Source organism: Flavobacterium sp. FlaQc-30 (assembly GCF_044005885.1).
Taxonomy (GTDB): domain Bacteria; phylum Bacteroidota; class Bacteroidia; order Flavobacteriales; family Flavobacteriaceae; genus Flavobacterium.
The window spans coordinates 111,337-130,797 of the sequence record NZ_JBIPCO010000009.1 but is presented as its reverse complement, the minus strand read 5'-3'; the positions used below and the strand labels follow the sequence as shown (position 1 = coordinate 130,797).

20 protein-coding genes and 1 tRNA gene are annotated in these 19,461 nt (G+C 33.0%); 7 read left to right on the top strand and 14 right to left on the bottom strand.

Features of this window, described 5'->3' with window-relative positions; translation table 11 throughout:
* Position 1: 1 nt before the first annotated feature.
* Both ACHRV0_RS18975 and ACHRV0_RS18970 read right to left on the bottom strand, forming a co-directional pair.
* Entirely contained in the window at positions 2 to 565 is a 564-nt protein-coding gene (locus tag ACHRV0_RS18975; protein WP_089054118.1) for a DUF6642 family protein, read from the bottom strand.
* A 201-nt stretch (positions 566 to 766) separates the two neighbouring features.
* Positions 767 to 1,225, bottom strand: coding sequence for an Lrp/AsnC family transcriptional regulator (locus ACHRV0_RS18970; RefSeq protein ID WP_129024399.1), 459 nt, complete (start codon positions 1,223 to 1,225; stop codon positions 767 to 769).
* Positions 1,226 to 1,388: 163 nt separating this feature from the next.
* Here ACHRV0_RS18970 and ACHRV0_RS18965 point away from each other — a divergent pair, with 163 nt between their 5' ends.
* Positions 1,389 to 2,297: an EamA family transporter gene (locus tag ACHRV0_RS18965; RefSeq protein ID WP_395442081.1), complete on the top strand. Its 909-nt coding sequence runs from the start codon at positions 1,389 to 1,391 to the stop codon at positions 2,295 to 2,297.
* A gap of 61 nt (positions 2,298 to 2,358) precedes the next feature.
* Here ACHRV0_RS18965 and ACHRV0_RS18960 read toward each other — a convergent pair whose 3' ends face one another.
* The 5 genes from ACHRV0_RS18960 to ACHRV0_RS18940 all read right to left on the bottom strand — a co-directional run bounded on the left by ACHRV0_RS18960 (position 2,359) and on the right by ACHRV0_RS18940 (position 5,758).
* On the bottom strand, positions 2,359 to 2,685 hold the full coding sequence (locus ACHRV0_RS18960) for a multidrug efflux SMR transporter (RefSeq protein WP_089058376.1): 327 nt from the start codon (positions 2,683 to 2,685) through the stop codon (positions 2,359 to 2,361).
* A 67-nt stretch (positions 2,686 to 2,752) separates the two neighbouring features.
* Complete coding sequence (locus tag ACHRV0_RS18955; RefSeq protein WP_099720517.1) at positions 2,753 to 3,316, bottom strand: Crp/Fnr family transcriptional regulator; 564 nt, start codon at positions 3,314 to 3,316, stop codon at positions 2,753 to 2,755.
* Positions 3,317 to 3,462: 146 nt separating this feature from the next.
* The gene (locus ACHRV0_RS18950; protein ID WP_395442080.1) at positions 3,463 to 4,932 is read right to left on the bottom strand and encodes a glycoside hydrolase family 130 protein; all 1,470 of its coding nucleotides are present in this window, start codon (positions 4,930 to 4,932) and stop codon (positions 3,463 to 3,465) included.
* A 359-nt stretch (positions 4,933 to 5,291) separates the two neighbouring features.
* Positions 5,292 to 5,549 carry a hypothetical protein gene (locus ACHRV0_RS18945; RefSeq protein WP_089054124.1) on the bottom strand — a complete coding sequence of 86 codons (258 nt, stop codon included), beginning with the start codon at positions 5,547 to 5,549 and terminating at the stop codon, positions 5,292 to 5,294.
* Between the two features lie 135 nt (positions 5,550 to 5,684).
* A tRNA-Met gene (locus tag ACHRV0_RS18940) sits at positions 5,685 to 5,758 on the bottom strand.
* Positions 5,759 to 5,908: 150 nt separating this feature from the next.
* Between ACHRV0_RS18940 and ACHRV0_RS18935 the strand changes: the two genes are divergently transcribed.
* A complete protein-coding gene (locus ACHRV0_RS18935) occupies positions 5,909 to 6,301 on the top strand; it encodes an START-like domain-containing protein (protein WP_026984135.1) in 393 nt (130 codons plus the stop codon).
* Between the two features lie 54 nt (positions 6,302 to 6,355).
* Positions 6,356 to 7,192 carry an aminotransferase class IV gene (locus ACHRV0_RS18930; protein WP_395442079.1) on the top strand — a complete coding sequence of 279 codons (837 nt, stop codon included), beginning with the start codon at positions 6,356 to 6,358 and terminating at the stop codon, positions 7,190 to 7,192.
* Here ACHRV0_RS18930 and ACHRV0_RS18925 read toward each other — a convergent pair.
* From ACHRV0_RS18925 to ACHRV0_RS18900, 6 genes are all read right to left on the bottom strand, one after another.
* Positions 7,189 to 7,749, bottom strand: coding sequence for a YqgE/AlgH family protein (locus ACHRV0_RS18925; protein ID WP_089058371.1), 561 nt, complete (start codon positions 7,747 to 7,749; stop codon positions 7,189 to 7,191). The two genes, ACHRV0_RS18930 and ACHRV0_RS18925, sit on opposite strands and share 4 nt — an antisense overlap.
* A 128-nt stretch (positions 7,750 to 7,877) precedes the next feature.
* Entirely contained in the window at positions 7,878 to 8,150 is a 273-nt protein-coding gene (locus ACHRV0_RS18920) for an HU family DNA-binding protein (protein WP_042567273.1), read from the bottom strand.
* Positions 8,151 to 8,330: 180 nt separating this feature from the next.
* Positions 8,331 to 9,278, bottom strand: coding sequence for a methionyl-tRNA formyltransferase (fmt, locus tag ACHRV0_RS18915; RefSeq protein ID WP_089054127.1), 948 nt, complete (start codon positions 9,276 to 9,278; stop codon positions 8,331 to 8,333).
* Positions 9,278 to 11,173, bottom strand: coding sequence for an ATP-dependent DNA helicase RecQ (locus ACHRV0_RS18910; RefSeq protein ID WP_395442078.1), 1,896 nt, complete (start codon positions 11,171 to 11,173; stop codon positions 9,278 to 9,280). Before ACHRV0_RS18910 ends, fmt begins: the two co-directional genes overlap by 1 nt.
* Before the next feature lie 64 nt (positions 11,174 to 11,237).
* Positions 11,238 to 11,771: an AAA family ATPase gene (locus tag ACHRV0_RS18905; protein ID WP_089054129.1), complete on the bottom strand. Its 534-nt coding sequence runs from the start codon at positions 11,769 to 11,771 to the stop codon at positions 11,238 to 11,240.
* Between the two features lie 461 nt (positions 11,772 to 12,232).
* Positions 12,233 to 13,144 (bottom strand): alpha/beta hydrolase family protein, encoded by a 912-nt coding sequence (locus ACHRV0_RS18900; RefSeq protein WP_395442077.1) that lies wholly within the window; start codon positions 13,142 to 13,144, stop codon positions 12,233 to 12,235.
* A 277-nt stretch (positions 13,145 to 13,421) separates the two neighbouring features.
* Here ACHRV0_RS18900 and ACHRV0_RS18895 point away from each other — a divergent pair, with 277 nt between their 5' ends.
* The 4 genes from ACHRV0_RS18895 (at position 13,422) to ACHRV0_RS18880 (ending at position 16,856) form a co-directional block, all read left to right on the top strand.
* Positions 13,422 to 13,718, top strand: coding sequence for a DUF493 family protein (locus ACHRV0_RS18895; RefSeq protein WP_129023575.1), 297 nt, complete (start codon positions 13,422 to 13,424; stop codon positions 13,716 to 13,718).
* A 3-nt stretch (positions 13,719 to 13,721) separates the two neighbouring features.
* Positions 13,722 to 14,441, top strand: a complete 720-nt coding sequence (locus ACHRV0_RS18890; RefSeq protein ID WP_089058366.1) for a DUF4290 domain-containing protein — start codon at positions 13,722 to 13,724, stop codon at positions 14,439 to 14,441.
* A gap of 90 nt (positions 14,442 to 14,531) precedes the next feature.
* Positions 14,532 to 15,842 carry a UDP-N-acetylglucosamine 1-carboxyvinyltransferase gene (murA, locus tag ACHRV0_RS18885; RefSeq protein WP_089054134.1) on the top strand — a complete coding sequence of 437 codons (1,311 nt, stop codon included), beginning with the start codon at positions 14,532 to 14,534 and terminating at the stop codon, positions 15,840 to 15,842.
* A 138-nt stretch (positions 15,843 to 15,980) separates the two neighbouring features.
* Entirely contained in the window at positions 15,981 to 16,856 is an 876-nt protein-coding gene (locus ACHRV0_RS18880; RefSeq protein ID WP_129023573.1) for a cation diffusion facilitator family transporter, read from the top strand.
* A gap of 83 nt (positions 16,857 to 16,939) precedes the next feature.
* Here the strand turns inward: ACHRV0_RS18880 and ACHRV0_RS18875 are convergent, their stop codons facing one another.
* Complete coding sequence (locus tag ACHRV0_RS18875; protein WP_395442074.1) at positions 16,940 to 19,429, bottom strand: DUF5686 and carboxypeptidase regulatory-like domain-containing protein; 2,490 nt, start codon at positions 19,427 to 19,429, stop codon at positions 16,940 to 16,942.
* Positions 19,430 to 19,461 lie beyond the last annotated feature (32 nt).

The following is a 19,461-nucleotide window of genomic DNA, read 5'->3' as shown; positions in this document are numbered from 1 at the left end:
CTTAATAATACAATCTAAAATCTAGTAATTTGCAAAGTGCATAGTGTTTTTGGTATAAATCTTCGACCACTTCGGTAAGATCGTCGTTTTCTTGATATAAACTGAAAAAAGCCTTGTCAATAGTACTGCAGCTGGCAATTTTATTATAAGAAGAACCATAGCCCGAAATGGCACGAGCACCAGTAATATCAAGAAAATACTGCGCTTCATCATCATTAAGATCCAATCTTTTTTTATTGGCAAAATGAATAATTTTTCCTTTCATTTTTCCTTCAAAAAGTTCTGCTATTTCTTCTAAACTGTAGTAATAATCATGAAGACAGATATTATTTTCCTGACCAGGCATTACCAGATAAATAATTTCGTAATCCTTAAAATTATGATCATCATACAGTAATGTATTTAGGCTTTCTTCTAGACTTTCTATAGTATCACAGGTTTTGTATATGCTGGCAATACCTTGGTCAAAAGCAATTTCTTCAAGATTTTTGACCACATCAGTAGCTGTAATGTTATCTACATCCTGAACGCCTTCTAGGCAGAAAATAAATTTTTCATTATCCATACTAATGTTTTTTTTGCTTCTAAAAAAGGGCAATAATGTTTTAGACAAATATATTTTTTTATGAAGAAAAATTCTTCTCCACAGTCTATTTTAACTCATTTTTTAGAGTATTGTAAGGTTTTTATTAAGAGCGTAAAGCAAGCTGTACGGTGCTGTGTTCAAGACAAAGTAAAATTTTTAAGCAGATAAAATTTTCTTAGATTAAAAATGCAGATTTGTTGACTGCTTTATGTAGTTCATCACAAACGAACTTTGCACTTTACTGATATTCGGAATTACCGAAAGTTTTCGAATAAAATCATTAAAAGCTTCAGGATCTTTTACAACCACTTTTAAAACATAATCAAAAATTCCTCCAGTAATATATCCTTCAACCACTTCTTCAAGAGCAGCCACCTGTTTAGTAAATTCTTCTACAAGTTCAAGACGCTGACTATTTAGTGAAACATTTATAATTACGGTAAAATTCAATCCTACTTTTTTCGGATCAATTATCGCAACATAATCCTTTATATAGCCTTCGGTTTCCAGTTTTTTTATTCGGTCATAAACAGAAGTTCTCGACATGTTTAATTTCTCAGTTAGATCCGTAATGTCAAATTTTGCATTTTTTTGAAGGATTCTCAATAACTCAATTTCTTGTTTGTTTAATTCTTGCATCGGATTTTTTCCAGTTAGATAATAAAAAATATTCTAATTTAGGATAAAAAACGATTAGTTGATATTTTTTAAGAATAAAATACATATTTATTTTGTTAATATAGATTATTGTTCGCTGTTGTATACTTTTGTTTGGACAAAAAATAGATTTTTAGTTGAAATAATGAATAAATATATACTCGTTGTAGCATTGGGAGCATTAAGTTTTGGAATGCTTTCATCATTTGCTAAAATTGCCTACGGACAAGGCTATACAGCTGGAGAAGTTACATTGACTCAGGCTTTAATGGGAACTTTGATTTTGTGGACAATAGTACTTTTTAAAAGTATAAAGAACAGAAAAAAAATTACCCCAAATTGGAAATTACTCTTGGCAGGAACCTCAATGGGAACCTCGACTTATACTTATTATCTTTCGGTAGCTTATATTCCAGCTTCATTGGCAATTGTTTTACTAATGCAGATCACTTGGCTTAGCATTGCTGTTGAGTGGATCTTTTTTAAGAAAAAAACAAATGCTGTTGAGGTTTGGTGTGCCGTTTTTGTAATCTTAGGAACTATTTTAGCTGGTAACCTTTTAGATTTGGGGAATTCTAATATTTCAATTATTGGTGTTTTACTAAGTTTATTGTCAGCATTACTTTATACGCTTTACATTGTTTTTACCAGCAAAATAGGAAAAGAGACGCCAATGTTCGAAAAAAGCGCTTTAATGACAAGCGGGTCGGCAATGATAATCTTTTTAATTAACTGCGAAGCGATTGTTACAAGTACGCATTTAGATTTTGGGTTGCTGCAATGGGGAACATTTTTAGCCATTTTTGGAACGGTGATTCCGCCAATTTGTTTTTCTGTGGGAATGCCAAAAATTGGAGCCGGTTTAAGTTCTGTCTTACTGACGTTAGAATTGCCTGCCGCCGTTTTTTGTGCGCATATTATTTTAGGAGAAAAAGTTAGTTTTTTGCAGATAATAGGTATAGCCGTGATGCTTGGATCTATAGTTTATCTTAATGTAGCAAAAGTTAAAAAAGCAAAAGCAATTCGAAAACAAACGGCAAACAGCTTAGTCTAACAATTAAGTTTTAAATAGAAAAAGCTGTAAGCAGTTCTTAAAAATGTTGGGAAACATTTTATTAATGTGATAATGATTTCAATCCAATAATTGACCCAATAAGAGTAGTGATAAAGAAAAGTCGCCAGAAGTTAGCAGGATCTTTAAAAACTAAAATCCCAACCAAAACAGTTCCCACCGCACCAATACCAGTCCATACTGCATAAGCCGTGCCTATTGGTAAGGTTTGCGTTGCTTTTATCAAAAGTGCCATACTGATTGTAAGAGAAATCAAGAAACCAGTATACCATAAATACATTTCATTTCCAGTTGATTCTTTAGCTTTTCCTAAACAAGTAGCAAAAGCAACTTCAAATAATCCCGCAATAATTAAAACAATCCAATTCATATCTTTTTTTGTGCAAAGATTAGAAAAGGAAGTCAGAGAGATTTTAACAAATGTTAAAAAATAAAAGTTATTTAATTTCAGCGCGAATTCTGCTCAAGCTGACTTGTGAAATGCCAAGATAAGAAGCAATGTAGCCTAATTGCACGCGTTGAATTAATTGCGGATTATTTTGCAAAAGCTCCAAATATCGTTCCGTTGCGCTGCGAAATTGGTGTGAAATAAGACGCTCTTCTGTTTTTACAAGTTCTTTTTCCGCAAATTTTCTGCCCCAGTTGGCAATATGAATGTCGATTTCAAAAAGCTTCTGCAGTTTATTTGATTTCAATTCATACAATTCGCAATCTTCTAACAGCTCAACATCTTCATATCCCTTTTGATAAACAACGTAGCTTTTCATAGATAAAATAGTGTCGCCCTCTTTACCAAACCAAAATGTTACTTCATTGTCATTCTGATTGGAATATGCTCTTGCAATTCCCTTTTTGATAAAATAAATAGTAGTCTCGATTTTGTCAGCTCTCAATAAAATATGTCCTTTAGAATAACTTTTTTCTTCAATACAATCTTGAAGAAGCCGTTTTGAAGTTTCTGGTATAGGAAGAATGTTATCCAGAATTTGGTCTAATTTCATTGAGCTTTATTTTAAAATTTAAAAGATGAAGTTTGTAGTTTTGTTGTAACGCAGGTCAAAATAAAGAAAAACTTTTTTAAGATTATTTTCTTCCAAATTATATTTTTAGATTTATTTCTAATTCTATGCGATTTCTGTTTCTGAAATTATTGTTTACTTTTCTTTAAAGCAGTCAATAATTCAACAAGATCAACAACTGCATAAGTAGAAGAATAGTCAGAAACAGCATAAGGTAATATAAGACTGTTGTTGTGAATAATGGCACCGCAGGAGTATACAACATTTGGCACATATCCCTCTCTTTCGTCTTCAAGCGGAGAAAGCAACGGTTCTGCAAGCCTTCCAATTTCTTTAGACGGATCATCAAGATCAAACAACGAAGCGCCAATGCAGTAACGTCTCATTGTGCCAACACCGTGAGTAATAATAAGCCATCCTTCCTCAGTCCAAAGAGGAGAACCGCAATTTCCTATTTGTGTAAATTCCCAAGTGTAACGCGGCTCCTGAAGAAGTATAGTTTTGTTCCATTGTGTTACTCTGTCAGAATACATAATGTAGTTATTTACGCCGTCTATTCTGGCAAGCATTGCAAATTTTCCTTTTATTTTTCGAGGAAATAAAGCAAGATTTTTGTTTTGAGCACCTTCGCCATTCAAAGGCATTACTCTAAAACTATAAAAATCTTCAGTAGAAATAAGTTTAGGTAAAATTGTATGACCATTATAAGCCGTATAAGTCGCCATAATGCGTACAGAATCGTCGTCGTCAATAAAACGAACAAAACGAGCATCTTCGATTCCGCGGCTTTCAGAGTCAGAAATCGGAAATATAACACGCTCTGTAATATCAGAATCGTGTTTGAATAGCAGGTCATAAAATGAATTGGCAAGCCAAAGTATTTCTTCAAGTGCTGTTCTTCTTTCCTCTCGAATAGATGGATCGCTTAAGGCAGTATTCAGCATATTTTTTAAAATAGCAAACTCAAACTCATCTGGTAAATCCTGCATAATCTGAACAATGTATTTGTCTTTAGTATGCATTTCATACAACTTAGTCAAGAAGCGTTCTTTGTTGAATAAAGTTTTGTGTTCAATTTCAGCTTTGTCAATGTTGTGACCAATTTTCATAATCTGCAAATTGTTGTGCTTATCCAGAATTCCTCTTCTAAAAACAATTGAAGATATATGACCTTCGCCCGTTGCGCGAAAAGATATGATAACACGTTTTTCGCCCGCCTCTAAACCAGATTGATCAAAATCTTCGACAATAGAAGGGTTGAAGATAGCTGCTGACTCGATCGCATATTCCATTGTACAATACGAGCCAATAAGCATTTTTCGATCCAGAGACATTCCTTCGTAGTCAATTTGCATTGCTTCGATTATTGGACTTATTTTTTCGCAATGTTTGATAAAAATAGAAGAGATGTTTCGATGACGTCTTGCAAATTCACGAAGAGTTTGTTCCAGAGTCTCTAGAACCTGTTTTTCGTTAAGTGTCATTATTCGAGCAACCATTTGCTGCGTTCGTTCTTCACCATTCATAAAATAGCGGGCAACAACTCTTTTTGAATCGGGGATGAATTTTATGTTTTTTCGGACTACAGATACTCGCATAGATTTATTCTTTTTTAATTAAAATAAAATAACTGCATGTGGCAGACCGCAAATCCTGTTAACAGATGCTTGAATTTAGGGGTGAAATGATGGAAATTGGCCTGCTTAAAATAAGATTAAAACTAGTGTAGTTTTAAATTTTACAACAAGTTAATGATTTTGTAAAAGAAAAGAGCTTAAATTTTTATTAAAAATGATGCTTTTTGTTTTTACAGCTAATAAAAGAGTTATGTGTAATTGTTTGAAAGTGAGTGTTGTGTGACTGTAAAAGAAGGGAAGTGTTTTGTTTTAAAATATAAAAGGGTTAAAGAAGAAGAACTTCTTTAACCCTCAAATTATTTAAATCTAAAAGGAGTTGATTATTTTTCCTGCTCTAAATTATCAACGGCAGAAATTTGGTCAAGTATATTCGTTTGATTAGGTGAAATGTAGTTTTTTACCTCGCTCACGGCTTCTTTCTTAAAAAGAAGATCTAATGCATTGTATAGTTTTAATAAAACATCTTTGTCTTCTTTTTCAATTTCTAAAGCAGTATTGAAATTAAAAACATAATTATTCGAATTGCGTACTTCTACCTTTATCGTTTTTGATGTGATTTTAAATTTTACTATATCCATGATTTTTAATGAATTACTTAGTTTTCAAAAAGCTGTTTTTAGCGATAATTATAAAATGTAAGTTACAAATTTTGCCATAAATAATCACTGTAAATAAAAAAAAGACATCACTTTTAAGTGATGCCTTTTTACCTGTAGCGAGGACGGGAGTTGAACCCGTGACCTCAGGGTTATGAATCCTGCGCTCTAACCAACTGAGCTACCTCGCCTGGACTGCTATCATGAATTCCTGATTGCGGGTGCAAAGATAGAAATAATATTAAAGCGTACAAGCATAAAATGAAGAAAAAAAAATATTTTTAAAAATGCATTGTTTTTGAACATATATTCTTATATTTCGAAAAAATTAAAAGTAGCACATGGATCCAAAAATACGTTACGAGATCGAGTTCCCGATCAATTCTTCGCCGCAATTATTGTATCAATATATATCAACGCCGTCAGGTTTATCAGAATGGTTTGCTGATAATGTTAATTCAAGAGGTGAGTTTTTCACTTTTATTTGGAATGATTCGCAGGAAAAAGCGCGATTAGCTTCAAAAAAAACCGGTGAAAAAGTAAAATTTAAATGGGTTGATGAAAGCAGTAAGGATACTGAGTACTTTTTTGAACTGCATATTTTAGTTGATGAATTGACTAAAGATGTATCATTAATGGTAGTTGATTTCGCTGAAAAAGAAGAAGTAGGAGAAGCTAAACAATTGTGGGAGAATCAAATCTCAGATTTGAAACATCTTATAGGATCTGTTTAGTAAAAGTCTATTTTATGCCTTATATTTGCCCTGAACAAAATTCAGGGTTTTTTTATGATCAATTTTAACGGAAACATAGCACTAGAAGAAAATATCTTAACGCAAAATCGTGCTTTTTTATATGGAGACGGCGTTTTTGAAACGGTAAAAATAATCAATAATAAAATCTTGTTTCTTGAAGATCACTATTTTAGATTAATGGCTTCAATGCGAGTGGTGAGAATGGAAATTCCAATGAACTTTACAATGGAATATTTCGAAGAGCAAATTTTAAATCTGCTTAAAGAAAAGAATATTTCTGGATCTGCAAGAGCTCGAATTACCGTTTTTAGAAAAGATGGCGGTCTGTATCTTCCAAAAAGTAATGAAGTTTCTTTTTTGATTCACGCAGTTGCACTCAAAAGCACTTTATATGCTTTAAATACTGCTGAATATGAAGTTGATTTGTATAAAGACTTCTATGTAACAAAGCAGTTATTATCGTCGATTAAAACGACTAATAAAATGATTAATGTTACGGGAAGTATTTTTGCACATGAAAATGGACTGGCAAATTGCATATTGCTAAATGATGCTAAAAATGTTGTTGAAGCTTTGCAAGGAAATTTGTTTATGCTTGTAGGTAAAAAACTTATTACGCCGCCAGTTTCTGAAGGTTGTTTAAATGGAATTATGCGTAAACAGATTTTAGCTTTAGCTAAAAAAGTTGAGGGCATAGAAATAACTGAGGAAATAATCTCGCCATTTGATCTTCAAAAAGCAGATGAATTATTTCTCACAAATGTAATCACGGGAATACAGCCGATAACTAAATATCGAAAAAAAGAGTTTACAAGTAATTTGGCTTACTTATTAGTGCAAAAACTAAATGAATCCATATCTGAAAATTAATTCAGATATGGGTTTTCAGGTGCATTTGACCAAATGAGATAGTCGCCGCCAAGCTCAATAATTTGTTCTTTCCAAAAGTGAGTGGTCGACTTTCCAATAATTTTATTTTTGTAATTATTATCAGCAATAATCCAGGAGTTTCCCTGCATTTCATTCTCAAGCTGATTTTCGTCCCAACCAGTATAGCCTAAGAAAAAACGGATATTGTTCTTGTTGATTGATCCGTTATTTATTAAGTCTTTGGTCGATTCAAAATCACCTCCCCAGTATATTCCATTAGAAATCTCGACACTATTCGGGATTAACTCAGGAATATTGTGAATGAAGTACAAATTGTCTTGCTCAACTGGGCCTCCATTATATATTTTGAAGGTCGCATCAATTTCTGGGATAAGATCATTAATTGTGTATTTTAACGGTTTATTAATGATAAATCCTATTGATCCTTCTTTGTTATGGTCTGCTAATAAAATTACCGATCTGTTAAAAGATAAATCTCCAATTATTGAAGGCTCGGCAATAAGCAGGTGTCCTTTTTTTAATTTTTCTGAAATCATACGGCTACAATTTTTATTAAATTTACTCATAAAAAAATTAAAATCACAAATAAAATCGTTAAACCGCATAAAAAAACCCTCCACGAGGAGGGTTTTAATTATATTATTTAGATTAGAGAACTTTCTTATTAGTTCACTGCTCCTTCTAATTCAGCACCAGCTTTAAATTTTACTACATTTTTTGCAGCAATTTTGATAGTTTTTCCTGTTTGAGGGTTTCTACCGTCTCTAGCAGCTCTCGCAGATACTGACCAAGATCCAAAACCTACTAATGAAATTCTTCCGCCTTTTTTCAAAGTAGATCCTACATTTCCTAAAAATGACTCTAAAGCTAATTTAGCCGCAGCTTTTGTAATTCCTGCATCAGCAGCGATAGCATCGATTAATTCTGATTTGTTCATAATAATTAGTTATTAATTGTTGGTTAAAAAAAATTGTTAATACACAAATTTAGTAGGAAATCCGTTGCGTGCAAGTGTTTTCTTTAATTTTAGCAATAATTGTTGATAACTTGCTTTTTTTGTTCATAAAGGGTGTTGTTTATCGATCAAAAACAGGTACAAACCCCTGTTTTACTGATGTTAATAGACCTTTGCACTATCAGAAAAAGTTATTCCGTTTAATAATTCTGCTACTTGCATTCGCTTTTTTCCGGGTAATTGTAAACTCAAAAGCTGAATGAATCCTTCTTTAATTGCAATTTTGATTTCTTTTTTGCTGCTGATTAAACTTCCAATTTCATAAGAATGTGCTTCTACAGCTAGTTTAGCTTCATATATTTTAATGCTTAATTCTTCATTTTTATCCTTCAAAAAACACCACGCAGCAGGATAAGGACTTAATCCTCGAATTAAATTATTGATCTCAGCTCCAGATTTCGTCCAGTCAATTTTACAATTCTCTTTATTTAGCTTATATGCCGTTTTGATTTCGTCATTGTCTTCCTGAATTGTTGTGGTAACATTTCCGTTTTCAATAACTTTTAAAGTGTCAATTACAGTTTGGCTTCCCAGTAACATTAATCGATCGTGCAATTGTCCTGCATTTTCTTCTGGCTCAATGGCGATTTCCGAATTTAAAATCATTGCTCCAGTATCAATCTTGTCATCGATAAAGAAAGTTGTAACTCCAGTTTTGGTTTCTCCATTAATAATTGCCCAGTTAATAGGTGCTGCACCTCTATAATTTGGAAGTAAAGAAGCATGAAGATTAAAAGTTCCTAAACTTGGCATTTCCCAAACCACTTTTGGCAGCATTCTAAAGGCAACTACTATTTGTAAATTAGCATTTAAAGCTTTTAATTCGGTTAAAAAACTTTCATCTTTTAAATTAGTTGGCTGTAATAAAGTAAGATTGTTTGCCAATGCATATTCTTTTACCGCCGAATATTTTATTTTTTGTCCGCGACCGGCCGGTTTATCTGCAGCTGTGATAACGCCCACAACGTCGTAATTGTTTTTTATAATAGTATCCAGAATGCCAACAGCAAATTCTGGCGTTCCCATAAATATAATTCGTAATTTTTCCATTATGATTTTAAAGTGTATTTATTGTTCGCTAATATAACGATATGATTGTTTTCTAATAATTCTTGAAGAACAAGTATTATATCTGATGCATCTAGTTTTATCTGATTTTGAATTTCTCTTGAACTCAAAGATGCCGTTTTTAATAAAGACAAGATTTTGTCAGCAATAGAATCGGCCTCCGTGATTTTTCCTTTTTGCGTAATGCAATAGGAGCAAACTCCACAATTCGAATTAGTTTCTTCTCCAAAATAATCCAAAACCAATCTGTTTTTGCAGGTTTTGCTCTCCTTTATATAATATAGAACAGATGAAAGCTGTTCTTGTTTAAGCTGATTCTGTTTTTCTAGATACTTTGAAACTCTATTTATAGTTAGATCATCTTCGCGAACTTCATTGAATAATATAGTAGCATCATTGTTTTTAGATTTGTACTCTATAATCTCTTTCTCTCTCAATTTTTCTAAAAGAGAAGTAACCTGTTCTTCGGTATGATTTGATTTTTTTGCAATCAAAGAAAGATTAATCGGTGTTTTCATTTCGTGAACTCCTGGGTAAGTTCTTAAAATGGCTAAAATAATTTCTTCGTCTTTCTGATTCAAACTTGTGTATCGAATAACTTCTTTAGATTCAATTAAAAACTGCATTGTAACCTTCTCTGAAAATTCCTGAGACATTGTAATGATTCCTTGTTGATTTAAAAACTGTAAAGCATTATATGTTTTTAAAGTAGGGAAGTCGTATTTGTTGCAAAAGTGATTCAGTTTAAAAGAGAAAGTATCGTCTAAGCCTTCGCCGTAAGCTATTTGAAAATAGTTGCACAGCTTGACATACATTGTTTTTAAGAATTTTTTGTCAGGCAGAATACTTAAAAACTGTTGTTCAGTTTGGTTCGCATCTGAATTATTGTATAATAAAACCGAAAAGGCTTTTTCGCCATTTCGTCCCGCTCTTCCAGATTCCTGATAATAGTTTTCTAGATTTTCAGGCAATTGTGTATGAATGACCGTTTTTACATTGTCTTTGTCAATTCCCATTCCAAACGCATTTGTGGCAACAATAACTTGTGCTTGTTCCGACATCCACAACTGCATATTTTTATCTTTTTCTTTTGTCGAAAGACCTCCGTGATAATAAGTAGCTCTAAAACCCAGCGATTGTAATTGTGTTGAGATATTTAAACAGGATTTTCTATTTCGTACATATATAATAGAAGGCTGTGGATTTTTCTTTAAAATTTGTTCAACGCGATACAGTTTATCTTCAACTTCAAAAACCATGTATGCGATATTCTTTCTTTCGAAAGACTGTTGAAATAGTTTAGTATCTTTTAATCCTAATTCAGTTTTAATATCTTCAACAACTCTTGGAGTTGCAGTTGCAGTCAGAGCCAAAAAAGGAATTTTAGGAAAGTGTTTTTTGAGCTCAGAAATTTTTAAATAAGCCGGTCTAAAATCATGCCCCCATTGCGAAACACAATGCGCTTCATCAATGGCAATAAAACTTATAGGAAGATTTTTGATACGTTCTAATATCCAGTCTGATTGTAAACGCTCCGGCGAAAGATAAAGAAATTTGTAATTTCCGAACTGGCAATTGTCCAGAAGGTCGATAATTTCTTCCGTATGAATTCCACCAGTAAGAGCAATTGCTTTAATTTCTCTTTTTTGAAGATTCGCTACTTGGTCTTTCGTCAAAGCAATCAATGGTGAAATAACCAAGCAGATTCCTTCGCGCATCATAGTTGGAACCTGAAAACAAATTGATTTTCCGCCTCCAGTTGGCAGCAGTGCAAAAGTATCATGACCTTCTAAAACCGAATCAATAATTTCTTTTTGCAGCGGTCTGAAACTTTCGTGTTTCCAGTATTTTAAAAGAATATCTTGTGCTTCCTGCATGGCCAAAGTGTTAAAGTTAAAAATTTAGAAATCAGTTTCTAGTTTTGCAACTTTAAACCCGCCGCTAAATTTTATCTAATATATAAAGAATTCTGTTTTCAACCGTATCTTTAGGAACTTCAATTAAATCATATCCGTATTTTTTATACGTTTCGATTAAGTGGTTCTGAATTGTTAGTGCCTGTTCAAAATTCTCATAACGCTCAGTGTCGCTCTGATAAATTTCTTCCCAAGGCGGTAAAATAAAAGTTTTAGAATATTTATAATCTTCGCAAGCTTTTGCAAAATGTTCAGGGTACTCATCACCAATATAGTCCATGTAGGCTGTAACATCAGGAATTCCGCGATCAATAAAAACTACAGTATCAGGCTCCTTTTTTGCATTTTCGTATTGTTTAACACGTCCTTCCAAGAGCATTTCGCTGAATAATAAAGGCTGTTCTAAGAACAATTGTTCGATACCTCTTTTTTGAGCTTCGAGTGTAACTTCTCTAGAAATTTCGGGATAACAGCAATAGCCGCGAGCGACTAATTCGTTTATAAGTGTAGATTTTCCTGTACCAGGACCTCCAATAAGGACTATAATTTGTTTTTGCACTATTCTAAAAATAAAGCGCAAATTTACCTAAACTTATTCGTAATTAAAAAGAATATTTACGCGAAGCGAAAGATTTGGCATTTTTGACGGAAATGGTTGGTTGTTCGTGTATTTGTTGATTCGCGAAATATTACGGTAAACTGGACTGAAGTCCAGCTCTACAATATAGTTTGTTCCTGCGGAATTGAATCAAAAGAGGTTTGTGTTTTATGAATTTTGAGGTGAACTGGACTGAAGTCCAGCTCTACAATATGGTTTGTTCCTGCGGAACTGAATCAAAAGAGGTTTGTGTTTTATGAATTTTGCGGTGAATTGGACTGAAGTTCAGCTCTACAATATAGTTTGTTCCTGTGGAACTGAATTAGAGAAAGAGCCAAAGGCTCAACAAATATTGTAGGGCTGGACTTCAGTCCAGTTTAAAGGTGTGTAATATTTTTAATATTTTGGTTTGGTCAAAGTATTTATTCGCAGAATAAATATTTACCAGTATTCACGTCTTTTTTAGAAGGAACAATCAAATGCGATTCAAATCTTTTGCCTTTCAAAACATCATTCACAAAATCTAAAACATATTGCTGTCCTTCATGAAAAAGGTAACCCGAGAATTCATGTCCGCCGCCGCAAAAAGTAATCAGTTCAATGTCTTTATGTAAATCCTGCATATGATTGTAAACGGCGTAAGATCCAAACAAAATCAGCCAGCCCGAAGCATTTGTTGGACACGAACGGTGCGAACCTGCGTTGTATGGAACCGTATCGTCATTGCTTCCGTGTGCCAATAACATCGGAATCGTTTTTTCTTTGGTAATTAAATTAATATCTTGAATTGCGCCTGAACCACCAATGAAACCTGCATATTTAAAATTTTCAGGCAAATTACGTTTGTATAAATTCATCAATTTATAATCCCAAAACGAAGCATGAAAACCAATTTCGGCACCAGCACTAATTCCAGAAATAAAGATTTTTGAAGTATCAAGATTATATTTGTCGGCATTTTCAATTAAATAAGAAGTTGCCTGCCACATATCGCTGACACCAATTTGAATTGCTCTTATTTTTTCGGTTAAAATTCCTTTGCATCCAAAATCTTTTCCTTTCATATATAAATTGTATGAAATGCTGGCAACTGCGTAGCCGTTTTTAGCCATAAACATTCCAAAGTCTTTTTCACTTGTGCGTTCGCCGCCAGAAAATCCGCCGCCAAATGCAAACAGAATTACAGGAGTTTTTTCATTTGCTTTTTTCTTTGGCAGATACAAATCTAAGTCCAATTTAAGCGTGTCATTTTGAAAATAAGTTAAGGTTTTGACTTCTTGTGCTTGAATCGAGTTTATTGTAAAAGCGATAAAGAGTAAAAAGAGTTTTTTCATTGTAATTTGTTTTAATTTTGCAATCCCGATAGTTATCGAGAGCAGAGTTGCAAAGTATTCCAAATATAAAGGTTTGCTATGAATTTTGCCAATTTAAATTTTAAAAGAAATCAAAAAGTTTTGAAATTTAATAAAGAAATTTACGGCAGCATAACTAGTATAAATTCTTGAAATTCCTGGCAAAAAAACAGTTATCTTTTCAATAGAAAAAATCTAAAATTTAAACTCAAAATTCTAAATTCAAAAATCGTATATTTGCGTTTATTTTTAATTACAAATGGAGAACGATAAAGAAAAAAAAACAGCCGAATTTTACGAAAGATTAAAAGTAGAACTTGATAACGCAAATACTTGGCCGGCAGAATATTTGTATAAATTTATTGTGCCAACTGTAGCAGACAATGTTGAGCGTGTCGAAAAAGCTTTTGATGATATGGGCGCTGTTATTAAAACAACAAAATCTAAAACGGGTAAGTTTACCAGTGTTTCTGTAGATGTTACCATGCACAGTTCTGATGCTGTAATTGTTAAATACAAAGAAGTCTCTACAATAGAAGGTATAGTTTCATTATAACTTATGAACGAAAAATATAAAAAAGAAGTCGCGAATGATGTTGTTTTTAATTTAGAATACAATTCTGAAAGACAACGATTAATTATTCCAGAATATGGTCGTCATTTACAAAAATTGATTGATCAGGCTACTGCAATTGAAGATGATGAAACGCGCAACAAAGCAGCGAAATATATCATTCAGGTTATGGGAAGCTTAAATCCTCATTTGCGTGATGTGCCGGATTTTCAGCATAAATTATGGGATCAGCTTTTTATTATGTCTGATTTTAAATTGAATGTAGAATCTCCGTATCCAATTCCATCAAGAGATGTATTGCAGTTAAAACCAGATGTTTTGCAATATCCGCAGAACTTTCCTAAATACAGATTTTATGGAAACAACATCAAATATATGATTGATGTGGCCAATAAATGGGAGGAAGGCGAAATGAAAAATGCATTGGTTATGGTAATTGCCAACCACATGAAAAAATCATTTTTGAGCTGGAACAAAGACACCGTAAAAGATGATGTAATTTTTGAGCACTTGTATGAATTGTCGGGAGGAAAAATAAACCTGCTTCACAGTACTGAAGAATTGTTGAACACAACAGATTTGATGCGTACTAATAAGCGTGTTTCAAATAAGATTACACCAGCCGGACAGCCAAAAATTCAAAACAACAAAAACAATAAAGGAGGTAAACAAAAGACCTTTCAAAAAAATAATAATCAGAAATAAAAAAGGGGCTACGATGCTAAGGGACTAAGAGGCTAAAATTTTTAGCTTAGAACCTCAGAATCTTAGAACCTGAGAACCTAAAAGAAATCTATGGGAATTTTTAAAATCGAAGGAGGAACTCCTTTAAAAGGAGAAATCACTCCACAAGGAGCAAAGAATGAGGCGTTACAAATTTTATGTGCCGTGCTTCTAACAGGAGAGAAAGTAAAAATTAATAACATTCCTGATATTATAGACATCAATAAATTAATCACGTTGTTGGGTAATTTAGGGGTGAAAATTCAACGTAACGAACCGGGATCAATCACTTTTCAAGCTGATGAGGTTAATGTTGGGTATTTAGAAACAGAAGCTTTCAAAAAAGAAGGCGGAGCTTTACGTGGTTCTATTATGATTGTTGGGCCTCTTTTAGCTCGTTTCGGAAAAGGATATATTCCTAAACCAGGAGGAGATAAAATTGGTCGTCGTAGATTAGATACACACTTTGAAGGGTTTATCAATCTTGGAGCAAAATTTAGATATAACAGAGAAGACCATTTTTACGGAGTAGAAGCTCCAGAAGGTCTTACAGGAACAGATATGTTATTAGACGAAGCGTCTGTAACAGGAACTGCAAATATTGTAATGGCTGCAGTTTTAGCTAAAGGAACAACTACAGTTTACAACGCGGCATGCGAACCATATTTACAGCAATTGTGTAAAATGTTGAATTCGATGGGAGCTAAAATTACTGGAGTTGGTTCTAATTTATTGACTATCGAAGGTGTTGAAAGTCTTGGCGGATGCGAGCATAGAATTTTACCAGATATGATCGAAATTGGTTCTTGGATTGGTCTTGCGGCTATGACAAAAAGCGAAATCACGATTAAAAATGTAAGCTGGGAAAATTTAGGTTTGATTCCAAATACATTCAGAAAACTTGGAATTACAATCGAAAAACGCAATGATGATATTTATATTCCTGCTCATAAAGATGGATATGAAGTAAAAACGGATATCGATGGTTCAATCTTAACAATTGCCGATGCACCTTGGCCAGGATTTACACCTGACTTGTTAAGTATCGTTTTAGTTGTGGCAACACAAGCAAAAGGCGATGTTTTAATTCATCAAAAAATGTTCGAAAGCCGTTTGTTTTTCGTAGATAAATTAATCGATATGGGAGCAAAAATTATGTTATGTGATCCGCACAGAGCTGTGGTTATGGGACATAATTTTGAATCTCAATTAAAAGCAACAACAATGTCGTCTCCTGATATTCGTGCAGGAATTTCATTGTTGATAGCAGCTCTTTCTGCAAAAGGAACAAGTACAATTCAAAATATCGAACAAATTGATCGTGGATACGAGCGTATCGACGAGCGTTTGAGAGCAATTGGAGCAAAAATCGTGAGAGCGTAAATAAAAGTTAGCCACAAATTGCACAAATTTTTAATTTTTGGAATTTAATTACACGAATTTAGTTTTTTCTAATTAGTGAAATAAGACACACTGTTAGTCTTCGTGTAATTCGTGGCAGAAAAAAATAAATGTCGTTAAATGACAAATGAACAAAAAGCTGTAAAAGCTACTATCTTTAGTATAGTTGGAAATACCTGCCTGGCCCTTATAAAAGGTCTCGCAGGTTTTTTTGGCAATTCATATGCCTTGATTGCAGATGCGATCGAATCGACAACCGATATATTTTCGTCTTGTCTGGTTTTATTCGGAATTAAGTATTCTAATAAACCTGCAGATGAAAATCATCCATACGGTCATGGTCGTGCCGAACCTTTAATTACATTTTTGGTTGTTGGGTTTTTAATTACATCAGCAACTATTATTGGTTACGAAAGTATTGCCAATATTCAAACGCCGCATGCCTTGCCTAAATCATGGACTTTGTATGTTTTGGGAGCCATTATTATCTGGAAAGAATATTCGTTTCGATTAGTAATGAAACGCAGTAAACAAACAAATAGTTCCTCTTTGGCGGCAGATGCTTGGCATCATCGCAGTGACGCCATTACTTCTGTAGCAGCATTTATTGGGATTTCGATTGCGCTATTTATGGGAAAAGGTTACGAATCTGCAGATGATTGGGCGGCACTTTTTGCTGCATTTTTTATACTTTACAACAGTTATAAAATTTTTAGGCCAGCATTAGGTGAAATCATGGATGAGAATCTAAATGATGATTTAGTTGAAGAAATCAGAATAAAATCATTAACCGTTGTTGGAATCTTAGGAACCGAAAAATGCTTTATTCGTAAAGCGGGAATGAAATATCATGTCGATCTTCATGCCATCGTATCAGCAAAAATATCAGTTAAAGAAGGTCACGATTTATCCCATAAATTACAAGATACCTTAAAAGAAAAAATCCCTCAATTAGGAAATGTTTTGATTCACATCGAACCAGATGATTATCATTGATTTTTAGATTAAAAGGAGCTAAGGTTCTAAGGTGCTGAGAAAAAAACTTAGCATCTTAGAACCTTAGTATCTTAGCAACTTTTTTAATCCAACACATTCAAAATCTTCAGCCCGAAAACAACTCCGTTTTGCTGAATTCCTCCTTGGTAGGAATGTACATAATCTACTCTGAATATCTTGAATTTTCCGAAACCTAGGTTATCTAAACCAACGGTAAACTCAGTGTAAGGTTTTCTATCAGGAATCGCCAGAGTATGAAATCCTAGATTCATAGTTGATTTTAATAAATTAATCAACGGAATTTTATTGGTTACAAAGCCCATGTCATTGTGCTCTAAGTGCATTTCAAAATAACTGTCATTTGTGCTGTTAGTGTAATAGGGCATTAAATTAAAAACATTCAAATAGCGGTCGCTTGTTCCAATATGCGTTCGATTTCCGTTAAAATGTCTGTAATCTATAAAAGAGATATTTTCGGCATTGAAAAATTTACCTGCTCTAAAGTTCATTCCTAAAACTCCTTTGTTGTTTAAAGAAAGATCATATTGAACAGAAGCGCCGATTCTTTCAAATTCATATTTTTTCTCGCTCGCCGCAAATGCCTTTTCAAAAGCTAAAAATACAGTTGGATATTTTTCATTTTTAATGTTGTATCGTCCGTCAGGTCTCGAAATGTATTTGTTTCCAAAATTAATCCGTGCAGTCAAAGCCGTTTTAAATAAATGATGCTGATCAAATGCAGGAGTTATAAAATCGTTTGGTGCCAGTGGATTATTTGACGTGTAAATATCATCTCTTTTAAAGAAAGAATAATCAGTAGTATTAAAAAGAGGTTTTCGCTGTTCGTATCCAATCTTTGCGTTTAAATTTATTCCGTTAGCAATATCCTGACCATAATTAATTTGTGCAAATTCTAAGTTGTACAATTTCATGTAATTGTCTTTGAAAAACAAGGAGCTTATTGAATTGACAAAATTACTAATAGGTTCAGCACTATTAAATTGTGCCGTTTTTGTTCCTCCAGAAGCCCAGATTGCAGCATGGTTTATGTTGTTAAAACGATGACTGAATTGACCTGTAACACGAAAACGTTCGTCAGAAAAACCATAATTAAAGGTTGTACTTATAGAAGTTGAAGTTCCTTTTTCTTCATTCCATTTTTTAAAAGAAAATCCAGAATCGAGATTAAAACCTTGAACGGTATTAAAACTTAAAGAACTTAAATTCAATAAGCCTTTATATTCAAAAGAGTATTTCTTGAACGTATTTTTATAATCATAACCCATTAAAACATCAAATATTTTAAACTTATTGTTTTTAGCGTCGATTGAATCAGTGTATTTTTGAGACTTTCTGATGGTTTGTAAACTGTCTTTTTTAATATAATCATTATTTTCTTCAATCGTCAAAGGAATTGGACGTATTTGATTCCAAAAAGCATCATCTTTTTTATTTGCATCAGCTTCAAAAGCTACAATTTCATTTCCAAAAGTTTTCTTTTCAAAAGAAGCAGGAAATTCATAATTCGAATAAACGTAATTGAACTTTCCAGAGAACTTTACGCCAAAAGCACCAGCATTAAAAGAAAGAGTTTGCGCGTTTTTTGACCAAATTTTATTTTTGACATTATAACTGAAACTCTGTTTTAGATTCATTACTTCAGTAAATTCGTTTTTCATTCTGTAGCCTTTTATGTCTAAGTCTACAGCATAAATTGCAAAACTATCATCAACTATATAGATGTAACCTTCAAAAACTGGTTCTTTATCACGTTTTGGTGTTACCTTTATTTTGTTAATCTGCTGATTGTTATCATCAAAAAACGTTCCTTCAAGTTTGTATTTGTAGTAATTGAATGCATTATTGGCGATAGGAGAGATAAGATTAATGTTGAATTCTAATGTGTTATCATAGAAATCATAAGTAGATAAAGTCGCGGTATTATAACTGAATCCGTTATTGTTTCCAGAAATTTTAGAGGCAATGATTTTCTCTTTTAGTTTTTCTGGTTTCTCAAAAGAAATCTTAGATATAGTTTCTGATAAATATAAAATACCTGTTCCGGTCGAGTCTAAATTTGAAGCCATTTCGTCGCCGATATCGACTTTCATCCCCATTATTTTCTTTGGAAGATCTTTTATTTTAAACATTCCTTTCGAATAAAAATCAGCGGTATAACGAGCTGTTTTTTCAGAATTACTTTTTTTGTTAGCAATAGCATTTTTTATAATAGCATTTGCAGGGTTGTCTCTTGAATTAATTACAACCTCATTAAGTTCAAAATTTTCTTCTTCCATTTTTACATCTAAAATCAAGCTTTTAGAATCAGAAGCAACGGTTTGTTTTTGGGTTTTAAAACCTAAATATTGAAAGGTGATTTTATTTTTACCAATTTCTTTTACATTAAGCTGGTATTTTCCCTGCTCATTTGAAGTGGTACTGGTATAAGTGTTTTCTTCAAAAACAGAAACAAAAGGCAAAGGATTTCCTTTTAGATCAGTTATTGTCCCTTTGATTTGGGCAAAATTGGAAATTGAAAAAATTAAAAAGGCGAATACAGTAAAGTTTTTCATGAGAGTGGTTTCTCTCACAAAAGTAGAATAAG

What these genes read in the sequence shown, in the direction of transcription:
- ACHRV0_RS18910 (WP_395442078.1), bottom strand. Translation starts at nt 11,173, where the DNA reads ATGCAGGAAGCACAAGATATTCTTTTAAAATACTGGAAACACGAAAGT.
- ACHRV0_RS18965 (WP_395442081.1), top strand. Translation starts at nt 1,389, where the DNA reads ATGAATAAATATATACTCGTTGTAGCATTGGGAGCATTAAGTTTTGGA.
- ACHRV0_RS18875 (WP_395442074.1), bottom strand. Translation starts at nt 19,429, where the DNA reads ATGAAAAACTTTACTGTATTCGCCTTTTTAATTTTTTCAATTTCCAAT.
- ACHRV0_RS18920 (WP_042567273.1), bottom strand. Translation starts at nt 8,150, where the DNA reads ATGAACAAATCAGAATTAATCGATGCTATCGCTGCTGATGCAGGAATT.
- ACHRV0_RS18960 (WP_089058376.1), bottom strand. Translation starts at nt 2,685, where the DNA reads ATGAATTGGATTGTTTTAATTATTGCGGGATTATTTGAAGTTGCTTTT.
- ACHRV0_RS18925 (WP_089058371.1), bottom strand. Translation starts at nt 7,749, where the DNA reads ATGATTTCAGAAAAATTAAAAAAAGGACACCTGCTTATTGCCGAGCCT.
- ACHRV0_RS18975 (WP_089054118.1), bottom strand. Translation starts at nt 565, where the DNA reads ATGGATAATGAAAAATTTATTTTCTGCCTAGAAGGCGTTCAGGATGTA.
- ACHRV0_RS18890 (WP_089058366.1), top strand. Translation starts at nt 13,722, where the DNA reads ATGAACGAAAAATATAAAAAAGAAGTCGCGAATGATGTTGTTTTTAAT.
- ACHRV0_RS18880 (WP_129023573.1), top strand. Translation starts at nt 15,981, where the DNA reads ATGACAAATGAACAAAAAGCTGTAAAAGCTACTATCTTTAGTATAGTT.
- ACHRV0_RS18950 (WP_395442080.1), bottom strand. Translation starts at nt 4,932, where the DNA reads ATGCGAGTATCTGTAGTCCGAAAAAACATAAAATTCATCCCCGATTCA.
- ACHRV0_RS18945 (WP_089054124.1), bottom strand. Translation starts at nt 5,549, where the DNA reads ATGGATATAGTAAAATTTAAAATCACATCAAAAACGATAAAGGTAGAA.
- ACHRV0_RS18895 (WP_129023575.1), top strand. Translation starts at nt 13,422, where the DNA reads ATGGAGAACGATAAAGAAAAAAAAACAGCCGAATTTTACGAAAGATTA.
- ACHRV0_RS18970 (WP_129024399.1), bottom strand. Translation starts at nt 1,225, where the DNA reads ATGCAAGAATTAAACAAACAAGAAATTGAGTTATTGAGAATCCTTCAA.
- murA (WP_089054134.1), top strand. Translation starts at nt 14,532, where the DNA reads ATGGGAATTTTTAAAATCGAAGGAGGAACTCCTTTAAAAGGAGAAATC.
- fmt (WP_089054127.1), bottom strand. Translation starts at nt 9,278, where the DNA reads ATGGAAAAATTACGAATTATATTTATGGGAACGCCAGAATTTGCTGTT.
- ACHRV0_RS18955 (WP_099720517.1), bottom strand. Translation starts at nt 3,316, where the DNA reads ATGAAATTAGACCAAATTCTGGATAACATTCTTCCTATACCAGAAACT.
- ACHRV0_RS18900 (WP_395442077.1), bottom strand. Translation starts at nt 13,144, where the DNA reads ATGAAAAAACTCTTTTTACTCTTTATCGCTTTTACAATAAACTCGATT.
- ACHRV0_RS18935 (WP_026984135.1), top strand. Translation starts at nt 5,909, where the DNA reads ATGGATCCAAAAATACGTTACGAGATCGAGTTCCCGATCAATTCTTCG.
- ACHRV0_RS18930 (WP_395442079.1), top strand. Translation starts at nt 6,356, where the DNA reads ATGATCAATTTTAACGGAAACATAGCACTAGAAGAAAATATCTTAACG.